The following is an 11,011-nucleotide window of genomic DNA, read 5'->3' on the forward strand; positions in this document are numbered from 1 at the left end:
AGATTACGAAACAAGTTACCAGTTGAAAAGTTGTTTGGGGGTATCGCTTCAGTATGTCATAGCCAGGTTAGTCGTGATTAGTCGATCGCATTTTGTTGGTAGATAGCAGGCTTCCAAATATTACCCCAATAATCTGACTCCCATAGATAACCGGATAGGCAGCCTKATATCGTTGTACATTGATAGGGGTATCGTTGTACATTGATAGGGGTATCGTTGTACATTGATAACCTAGTGGGTTCCCCCTACGGCTACCTACAGCTATCATGTTGACTTTGAGCCATAGATAAATCCCACTGCGATCGCACTCATTACCGTCCTATTATTAGCACTGGTAGCTTTAGGTAATACCCTGCAAAATTGAACCCATACCCTCCCCCTAACCGAAACAAGCACTATTGGGGAAACGACCGATGTGATAACAGTCAATGGTTCGTAACGAACCGATAGGCTTGCCATTGACGGGTATCACAAGGGAGTTACCCTATCGGTGTTTGGTTGGGGGGAGGAATGGATATTTGACAGATTGATTAAGTTGTGATTGTTGACTGAGTAATCAACCGTTGACAGAATTATTTTCCTGTGCTAGGACTAGATTGTGAGTAATATTTGAGTAACTAGGCATAGTTATTGGGTTGAGTAATAACCCGCTATCGCTGTCAGGATAAGGGTTTATACTAAACTGGGGCGGAAGGATTCGAACCTCCGAWWGGCGGGACCAAAACCCGCTGCCTTACCGCTTGGCGACGCCCCAATAATCTCTCAGCTTTATTATCATATCAATACTCACCCCTGTTTTGTCAAGTGTTTTGGGAAATTTTTTTTCAGCCCCTGATATCTACCAGACATCCAAAGCAATCAGAGGCTTTCCACTTTAATGAGTTTGCTTGAGTTCCGGGGGTGGTTCAATGGGAATCTGAATGGCAAAAGTACAGCCCTCGCCCGGCTGTGAGATACATTTGAGGCTTCCTCCGTGCTTTTCAACAATAATCCGGTAACTAATTGATAGTCCCAGTCCTGTCCCCTTCCCAACGGGTTTAGTGGTAAAAAATGGATCAAACAGTCGATTTTTTAAATCATCGGGAATACCTGAGCCATTGTCATGAACCTGAATCAACACCTGTTTACTTTTGGATTCGGGAGGTTTGATGATCCCTTCTGAGGTGGTTTTGATTACATCAGAAGCGGGAAGGGGAAATAAGTTAGACCCAGAGCTAATGGATACGACTTCGGTGGTAATGGTGATTATACGGGGGTCTGGTTGGTTATCTAAAGCATCGATCGCATTGCTGAGAATATTCATAAACACCTGGTTAAGCTGTCCCGCATAACATTCCACCCTAGGAAGTTGACCATATTTTTTAACCACTTCAATACCAGAACTACTACCTTTTGCTTTCAGGCGGTTTTGCAGAATCAATAAAGTGCTATCAATACCCTCGTGAATATCCACCGGCTTCATGTCCGCCTCATCTAAACGGGAGAAGTTCCGCAGAGATACAACAATTTGGCGAATGCGATCGGCTCCCATTTCCATGGAAGACAGGATTTTCGGTAAATCCTCTACCAAAAAGTCTAGGTCAATCTCCTCTATGCGTTCTTGGATAACTTCCAGAGGTTCAGGATATTGTTCTTGATACAGTTCGACTAATTCCAGCATATCCTTAGTATAATCGCGGGCATAGGTGAGGTTGCCATAAATAAAATTCACCGGGTTATTAATTTCGTGGGCTACCCCCGCCACCATTTGTCCTAAACTAGACATTTTTTCACTTTGAATTAATTGTGACTCTTTTTGTTGCAAGTCCTGGAGAGCCTCGCTTAGGTGGAAGGCTTGAGTTTGGGCGGCTAAGGCGGCGGCTCTAGTTTGGGCGTAAAGTTCCGCTTGGTCAATGGCGATCGCTAATTGATCTACTACGGCTCGCAATAGTTCTACATCACTATCTATCCAATCGCGAGGATTATTATATTGATTACAGACCACAGCCCCCCGCTGTCCCGATCGCGTCTCCAGGGGTAGTAAAATTTCCGAAGCAATTCCCGCCTCCTCCAGTAACCCCCTGGTAGTTGCATCTAAAACGGTTGTATCTTGTAAATTATTAACCTGTACTGTTTCCCGCTTACAGATTTTATTAGCCAACCAGCCAATTTTATCCGAGGGGTAATCTTCTAAAACCTTTGATAAAGAAGGCGATCGCGATTCGTGAGTAATGGCAAAATTATGTCTGTTCGGTTGAGTGGGTAAATACCACAAAAAATGGCATTGGTCGATTTGTAGAACACTGCGGATCTCCTGAACTGCTGTTCCCAAAATTGTGTCAATATCTAGGGAATTGCGGATTTGACTAGCCAAGCGAAATAGTAAGGCTTCCCTACGGCTTTGCAATTCTTCGCGGGCTTTTACCCGGTCAATTCCCACAGCGATCGCATTAGCAATCCAACCTAGCACATCCTGAACTTGCGGAGATAATGGATTAGAACTACAAATAGCCATCATTCCCATTAACCGCCCTTCTACCACCAGTGGGACTTCTAAGGTTTGGTGAGAAACCTGTATTATTTGTTGAGACACTTGGGATAGTTCATGGTTCAATAGCTGCGGTGTGGGTGCTTTCAGGGTAACAATTCCCGCCCCGGCTTGTCTTTCGAGTTGATTAGTTTGATTGTTTATGGTCCATATCGATACCCCGGCGACCTGTAAATATTGATCCATTGCTTTCGCGCAACGATTCAGAATAGTTGGTATTGTGCCACCTTGTCCTAGGGCTTTCCCAACTTCGGCTTCTAGTAGAGAAAGGTGCGATCGCTCCCGCAGGATTTCTTCTGCTTGTTTGCGTTCAGTAATATCACGAGATATAGATACGATTTCTTGGATATCATTATTGTCATGATTGCGGATAGCGTGAGAAGTCGTTTCAAACCATATAAAACTACCATCAGAACGCCGAACTCGATAACTTACCGTATCCACATCAGAATCACTTAATAAGGTCTGGTGAGATTTCTGGATGCGCTCTATATCATCAGAGTGGAAAAATTTATAAGCCGAAATTCCTATTAATTCTTCCGGTTCATAACCTAGTAAATCTCGACAAGCTGGCGAGGCATAAAGATAAATCCCCTCAGCATCATGTCGGGAGATTAAGTCCGTAGCATGATCTGCTAACAGACGGTAGCGAGCTTCACTTTCTCGCAAAGCATCTTCCGACTGCTTCCGTTCGGTAATATCAGTTTGAATACCAATAAAATGCGTGAGTTTTCCTTGATGGTCTCGTACCGGAGAAATAGCTAGTTCATTCCAGAAGCAGCTACCATCTTTCCGATAATTTTTTAAGTTCACTTTACATCCTTTTTCTTGCTTGATGGCTCGTCTAATAATAGCAATTGAATCTCGATTAGTGTCTGGGCCTTGGAGAAACCTACAGTTTTGACCAACTACCTCTTCTTTAGTATACCCAGTTAGCTTTTCAAAACCTGCATTACAGTAAATAATTTGCAGATCATTGTTGCTGCTTTCCGAAATCACAATACCATTAGGACTAGCTTCGATCGCCCGCTGCAATAAATGCAACATTTCTTCCGACTGTTTCCGATTAGTAATATCAATCCCACAGCCTAATATATATTTGAGAGAGCCATCTGGATGCAGAATTGCACTATTTGACCAAGACACTAAATAGGCTTCTCCATCAGCTCCTTTCCACTGGTTCTCACACTGTCTAGGAAAATGACCCATCCTCATACTATTCGATTGCACATGATGAGATGATTGGGGCGGTTCGTCCAACTCAATGGCTGCTAAACCCCAATCAAATCCCTCCCACTCTTGATCAAAAATTGATAATCCTAAATCCTGAATCAATAAGCCCTCAACATCTCCGGCTTTATATCCCGTCAATTGTTCACAACTTTTATTAAAACGGACAATCTGACCCTGCGGATCAATCACCACTACTAGGGCGCTAATAGTATCTAAAACTCCATTGACAAAATCCCGTTCTTGGCGGACAATATCCCATACTTTTCGGCGTTCAGTGATGATAGTTTCCAGATGACTTAATTTCCCGTGCAGGTCGATTAATTGTCGGTGTAAATTAACTTGGTTAGCTACTTGACGAGTGAGGGATTCTAGTGCTATAATCTGCTCAGGTGAAGGTTCCCAGTAATCATAATTCATTACTGATATCATCCCCAATTGATAGCCCTCTAGGGTAGTAATTGGAACACCCAGATAAGATTTTATAGGTTGGTCATTTTTGGCTATCGGGTGACTAGCGAGTTGGGGGTGAGTGCTGATATCTTCAATAATAATGGGTTCTGAGGTAGGACTTGCGGGCTCGGCACTGAGACTTCCACCACGATGATAGGCGATCGCATATCCGCAAAAATCTAAATAAATACTTATATCATCGGACAAGCCTATTTGAGCCTTCAGCCACTGATGAGTTTGGTCGATAAAGCTGATAAAAGCGATCGGTGCATTGGTAATGTGAATAGTTAGGCGAGTTATATCCTCAAAGGAAATGTCAGGGCTAATGCCGATCTGACGCAATACCCCACTTCCTAGGTCGAAAACTCGGCCGTTTAATCTGGACATAGTTTTACCTTAAATTTTACTGTCATATAATTATTCCCACTTCAGGGAAGAGACTGGCACAAAGCACGGATCAGTCTATAACAACGAGTCTGACTATCACAGACCTTAATTGAGAGGGGTAATACCAAACATCCGTATTTATTTTTTAACTCGCAACTGGCTTTAAATGGCTTGTCCAAAGTCTTAATGCCACACCGCAATTACCTTTAATTTAATCTTAACAAAAAAACAGCCTGTTCTTAGAAATTTGTCACTTGACTTAACAGGATGAATCACCCAAGGGTGAACATAACCATACGGTCATACTTAGAGTCACCCCCTCACCTCTATTAGGCATGATACCTAGGATGTAGGACTACTATCCCCACCTAAATCTACAAAAAATTGTTCAGATCAGGAACATCAACCCAAGTCCCTGTAACATTAGATTCATGGGTGAGATCCATTAGTAATTGAGAATAGACCCCCTCGCGCAAAGAAGGCACCAGGGACTCATGGCGTGAAATAGCTTCCATCCAGCGATCGACAACGCGCAAAAAGGCACAGATGCGACCATCATCATGAGTTTTGGGAAACTGCAAATTATCGGGAATGGCAATTTCTGCCAAATCTTCCCCGGCTTTACTTCCCCACAATTTGAAACCGTGGATATAGTCTTTTTGGTTGTCGCTACCGAGAATTAATGTTCCATCACTACCATAGACTTCTACCCAGTGTCCCCGTCCCCAGAATGTGCAAGAACTCAAACATACCTGACAGGGGGTTCCGTCGGCTAACTCCAAGATTAAATTACAGGTATCATCGGCATCTACAGCCTTGAGTTTGCCTCCTTCAGCCGGATCAGGGCGTTGGGCTATGGTTGTGCTTAACTGTCCGCACAGGCGGCTTATCGGACCAAATAGCCAGTGTATATAGTCGAAACTGTGGGAACCGATCGCCCCTAAAGCACCGCCGCCCTTTTGTTTCTGAGCATACCAGTTCCAGGCCCTTGACGCATCGGCGCGACTGGACACTAACCAATCAATCTTGACTAGCCTGGGTTGTCCGACATATCCCTGTCGCAGTAGTTTTTCTAATTGCAGCCATTGCGGGACAAAGCGAAATTCAAAATCCATGGTGGTGACACAGTTTTTGTCTTTAGCCAGTTGATAAAGGTATTTTGCCTCCTCAACATTAAGAGTGGTGGGTTTTTCTAATAACAGATGTTTCCCAGCGTGGAGGACTTCTTTGGCCATCTCAAAGTGTAGGAATGGGGGGGTGGCGATGGTCACAGCCCCGACTTCTGGTATAGTGACCATTTGACTAACCTGATCGCTGGCGTGGGGAATATTATGTTCAGATGCGATCGCCTTGGCTTTGTCTATGTCTCGATGGTAAACTGCTATAATCTCCGTGCGGGGGTGTTCCTTGAAGGCGGGAATGTGGACTTTTTGACCAAATCCCGTCCCGATTACGGCAATACCAATTTTATTTGCGGTCATAACTTACTCGTTCCGATCATCTATCCTAACTGCGATCGTAGCACTGTTAGTTAACTATTGTTACCCGGTGGACTGCTAATCATGGTCAACAACTATTGTTAACAGGCGATCGCCGAGGGTGAATTGATCAAGGTCGTTGCTACTAGCCAAAAAGCTAACCTAACTTCACCAAAGTTAATTATAACCATGGTCAAAAATGTCAAACCGTGTTAAAATTTTAGTGCCGGCGGAAAATAGTTTTTTCCCGTGCATTAAATCAATTAATTTTCCCAACTCCAATCAACAATGGGTCTTGTGTTTAACCAAGGCTTTGCTTGTCGTTTTCCTTTAACATTGGTGATAAGGCTATACTGTTGTAAAATCTGTTCAGCGATCAGGCAGTTTGAGAAGGTGAAATTGGGCAATAAATCGATTCCCGATCCGGGTAATATTAATGGGGTATATCGGATTAGGTGCGATCGCGCCACTTTGGCTTTATTATGGTTCTTAGGTGGGCTGCTGTTGTGGTTATGTCCATCTGCGGCGTGGGCGGGTTCATTAAGCGATCGCTTAGGTGAGTTTCCCCACTGGAAAGGAAAACCCGCCTTGAGTGAGGCGAGGGGAGATTTAGTTTACCCAGAGTGGATGGCCGGACAATGGGATGTCACCAGTACCCTAGTGGAAGCGATCGCCCCCCTAGCACCGGATCTGGTAACTCCTGGTTTCCAGGGAAATCTTGGCTATCTCAATCAACCCATAAGTTTTCGAGTCCGGTTTAGGGAGATGAAATCAGCGCCTATATCCTCCGTGTTATCTCCGGTTCCCCCATTGAAGTTAGAGGAAAAACTCTATCTGAGGATAGTAGCCGATCGCTCTGAGAATGGGTTAAATATTGCTAAGGCTATATTAGGCGATCGGGGGGTGATATCCGTACAGGTTGACCCCAATAATCCCAACCGCCAAATTACTAAATTTCCAGGCGATCGTAGCTTGATATCTGTGGTAACCAGTCGCGGAACCGAAACACCATCACCAGGAGAATTTATCGCCTCAGAAATCGCCCAGCAGATATTTGAGGGAGAATTTACCCTATATCTAAATGAGGTAGAAACAACCACCGCTTATCGACAGGAGAAACAGGGGATAGTAGCTGATCAGATTACAGCAATTTACCTATCCCCACAAGATCCTAATTACTTTCAAGCCGCCGGACATTCCGTCGCCCTTTATCGCTATCAACTAATGTTACAACCACTTACCAATCAGGGGGATTAATTATCTATGAAATTTAATTTGGGCTGTCAGCTAAATTATGAGATTTATAGCGATAGCACCTTAATTTTCAATATTGCCGTTTGCAATAACCGATTTCAACATATCCTCCAAGAAGACCTACACATTGCACCTGATGTCGATATAGATGAATATATTTCCCCAGAACTAGAAAACCGATACATTAGGGTTAATTCACCTCCCGGAAATTTGGAAGTATCTTATCAAGCTACAGTGGAATTCAAACCCTTTGAAGAACACCCACAGGATATTCCCGAAGTTCCTCCAGCTAAATTGCCTTTAGATGTGTTACCCTATTTATATCCTAGTCGCTATTGCGAGTCCGATCGCTTAATGCGGTTCGCCCAGACTGAGTTTGGTGATTTAGTTCCTGACTATTCGCGGGTGACAGCTATGTGTAATTGGATTTATGAAAATGTCACTTATTTATCAGGGAGTACCAACGCCCATACCTCCGCTTTTGATACCGCCACCGAAAGGGCGGGAGTTTGTCGGGATTTTGCCCATTTAGGTATTGCTTTCTGTCGGTCTTTGAATATTCCGGCGCGGTTTGTGACTGGCTATGCTTATGATTTGCAACCGCCAGATTTTCATGCCTATTTTGAGGCTTATTTAGGCGATCGCTGGTATTTGTTTGATGCGACTCGTTTAGTTCCCCGGACGGGGTTGATCCGCATTGGGACCGGAAGAGATGCAGCCGATGTTTCTTTTGCTACCATTTTCGGGTCAGTCTTTATGTCGAAAATGGAGTTATTTGTTGATTGTATCAGTCCCGGCGAATGTCCTATATATACTGAGGAGGCGATCGCCTTTTTGGAGTAGTCAACATCAGATTACGCTAATATGAGAGCATGGTGCGAAACGTTCAGGCATCAAATAGGGTTGCAATGCCCGAAATAACTGCCTGGTGAGGACTTCAACCCCCTGGTTGAATATAAGGAGCGCACTCCTGACCATCCTCATAACTGTTATATGTCCCGACGTTTGGAAAATACAAACAAGGCAGGGAACTCAAGGTCATAAACAAACTGAGAAATCAGGGAGTAGAGAGTAACGGCGATAGCCACCCCCAGTTTTGGGAATCACAACCCCAGGATTGAAGCGGGGAACGGAAGGCGTGAGGGAAAACCTATTCCCAAAAATCTGACCACTGCCAACCATCCATGACTAAGGAAATCTGAATGCTCCGAATTGAACCATCGTCAACACTAAGCAGCGAAATAGGTTGATACGCTGCGTTCAAAAGAACAAGGGGAAAGTAGGGTAATCATGACATCACCTACACAGACCTTTTTAAGTACCCCGGTGGATAGGACAAGTCTAAAGATGGAATGCCCATATAAATGGAACGTTATAACCCCTTTTAGGCTCTGATAATCTGGTCGAGAGAGTCAGTAGTAAAAAGTGTAAGCGTAAGCCTATTAGGGGGTGAGATGTGACCAGAAGCCAACGCCCGACTGTAATAGTAGGGATATGCTAACGGGTCACGGTTTGACTGTAAAGAATAGAGTCTAGTAGGAGTTACTATGACGAAAGCGAGTTTAAAGAAAGGATTTGAGAAATCAAAGCCAATCAAGACGTGCGTTTGTATGGAAATAAACTCCATGGGCAAAAGTTCAGAGAAAAGTTTTCAAGCTCCAAAAGAGGATATTTCAAGCAGCTAAATCGGGACAGGACGCAAAGGCACGAAGGTGGCAACGTCTATTGGTGAAGTCATATTATGCCCGGCTCCTAGCAGTGCGGCGAGTGACCCAGGATAATCAAGGCAAGAAAACGGCTGGAGTTGATGGAATGAGAGCAATCTCTCCAAGACAAAGGTTTGAACTTGTGGAGAATATTAAGGGAAACCTCAAAGCAAAACCACTACGACGGGTGTGGATTCCAAAACCCGGCAGGGATGAAAAAAGCGGGAATGGGAATACCCACAATCCAAGACAGAGCGAGGCAAGCCTTGGTCAATTCGGCTCTTGAACCTGAATGGGAATCAAGATTTGAAAACAATAGCTATGGGTTCCGTCCTGGTCGGTCTACCCACGATGCAATATCCAGAATCTTTCAGAGTATCAACAAAGGAGGTTATTATATTCTGGATGCAGATATAGCAAAATGTTTTGACCGAATAAACCATGATTATCTACTATCCAAAATTCATTGTCCAAGCAGCCTAAAGAGAGACCTGAAACAATGGCTCAAAGCAGGTGTGCTAGATAACGGTGTATTTGAGGATACAGAAACAGGGACACCCCAAGGAGGGGTAATAAGTCCAATACTCGCCAACATCGCACTGTTGGGCATGGTTAGGTTCATAGAAAAACTGTACCCTAAGAAAGCAAACGTAGTACAAGCTACTGTTATAAGATACGCCGATGATTTCGTAGTGATATCTCCATCACTAGAGATTATTGAACAGTGCAAAATTGCTATTTCCGAATGGTTAAAACCTGTAGGATTAGAAATAAAACCTGAAAAGACTCGAATATGCCACACGCTCAATCCTATTGAGTACAACGGCAAAGCAGAGGAACCAGGGTTCGATTTTCTGGGATTCAATATTAGGCAATATCCAGTCGGCAAATATAAAGCTGGAAAACATGGGGGAAGAAGAAAAGGAGGCTTATTATGCAACAAAACCCCCCACAAAAAGTTAAGGTTCAAAACTCACATAAAACCCAGCAACAAAGCAGTTAAAGCCCACATTTAAGTGATTAAGGGTGTAATAAAACAATATAAAACAGCACCCCAATCAGCCTTGATAAGTAGACTAAACCCGATTATTCGGGGATGGTCAAATTATTATTCATCAGTAGTCTCAACAGAGACCTTCAATAAGCTAGACCAAACAATCTGGCTAATGTTAAGGGCATGGACAGTATCAAGATGCGGAAAGGCAAGTTATGAAAAGCTAAGAAACTATTTCCAACAAGGGAAGGTTAAACTTAGTAATGGGAAAGAAAGACATGAAACTTGGTTATTCAAATCCAAAGACGGAATTACCCTATGGAAGCATAGCTACACTCCGATTGTCAGACATACCCTAATAAGCTCTGACGCAACACCATACGACGGAAACTGGACTTACTGGGCAACCAGGAAAGGACAAGCAATTGGAACACCAAACAGGGTAGCAAAACTACTCAAAAAGCAAAAAGGCAGGTGTACTTGGTGTGGACAGTATTTCGCACCATCAGATTTAGTTGAAGTAGACCACATTGTACCTCGAAGTTTAGGCGGAAAGGATGAATACCAGAACCTTCAACTATTACATCGCCACACCCGCGATGATAAGACGGCATTAGACAACGCTAAAGCTGTATCCTTAACAATGGAACAATCAGACTAGGAGCCGTGTGAGGTGAAAGTCTCACGCACGATTCTGAATGGGAGGGAATGGAGGCGACTCCATTCTCGACCCCTAATATTTCATCTCAAATTAGGTTAACATTTTACGGCAATACGGTATAATAAGCGAGAAGAGTGCGAGACGTTTAGGAGTCAAATAAGGCTGCAATGCCTGAAATAACCTCCTAGTGGGACTTGCACCCCTTGGTGGAATATAAGGGATTCGCACCCCTGACCATCCCATAACTGTTTATATGTCCCGACGCTTGGAGAAATCTAAGCAAGGCAGGGGACTCAAGGTCATAAACCAACTGCGAAATCA

Annotated in this window: 4 protein-coding genes, 1 tRNA gene and 1 pseudogene; 3 read left to right on the plus strand and 3 right to left on the minus strand. The window is 43.8% G+C overall.

The features are described from left to right. Window positions 1-682: 682 nt before the first annotated feature. From B9T16_RS20715 to B9T16_RS20725, 3 genes are all read right to left on the minus strand, one after another. A tRNA-Gln gene (locus tag B9T16_RS20715) sits at window positions 683-754 on the minus strand. A 120-nt stretch (window positions 755-874) separates the two neighbouring features. Next, window positions 875-4,597 (minus strand): PAS domain S-box protein, encoded by a 3,723-nt coding sequence (locus tag B9T16_RS20720; protein ID WP_006616930.1) that lies wholly within the window; start codon window positions 4,595-4,597, stop codon window positions 875-877. Window positions 4,598-4,971: 374 nt separating this feature from the next. Beyond that, window positions 4,972-6,078, minus strand: coding sequence for a Gfo/Idh/MocA family protein (locus tag B9T16_RS20725; protein ID WP_006616931.1), 1,107 nt, complete (start codon window positions 6,076-6,078; stop codon window positions 4,972-4,974). Window positions 6,079-6,468: 390 nt separating this feature from the next. Here B9T16_RS20725 and B9T16_RS20730 point away from each other — a divergent pair, with 390 nt between their 5' ends. From B9T16_RS20730 to ltrA, 3 genes and pseudogenes are all read left to right on the plus strand, one after another. Next, window positions 6,469-7,332 carry a DUF6816 family protein gene (locus tag B9T16_RS20730; RefSeq protein ID WP_006616932.1) on the plus strand — a complete coding sequence of 288 codons (864 nt, stop codon included), beginning with the start codon at window positions 6,469-6,471 and terminating at the stop codon, window positions 7,330-7,332. Between the two features lie 6 nt (window positions 7,333-7,338). Next, on the plus strand, window positions 7,339-8,172 hold the full coding sequence (locus tag B9T16_RS20735; RefSeq protein WP_006616933.1) for a transglutaminase-like domain-containing protein: 834 nt from the start codon (window positions 7,339-7,341) through the stop codon (window positions 8,170-8,172). A gap of 704 nt (window positions 8,173-8,876) precedes the next feature. After that, window positions 8,877-10,690: pseudogene (gene ltrA / locus B9T16_RS20740) on the plus strand (group II intron reverse transcriptase/maturase). Window positions 10,691-11,011: the final 321 nt, after the last annotated feature.

It is taken from the genome of Arthrospira sp. PCC 8006, from assembly GCF_046480465.1.
Lineage (GTDB): Bacteria > Cyanobacteriota > Cyanobacteriia > Cyanobacteriales > Microcoleaceae > Limnospira > Limnospira platensis.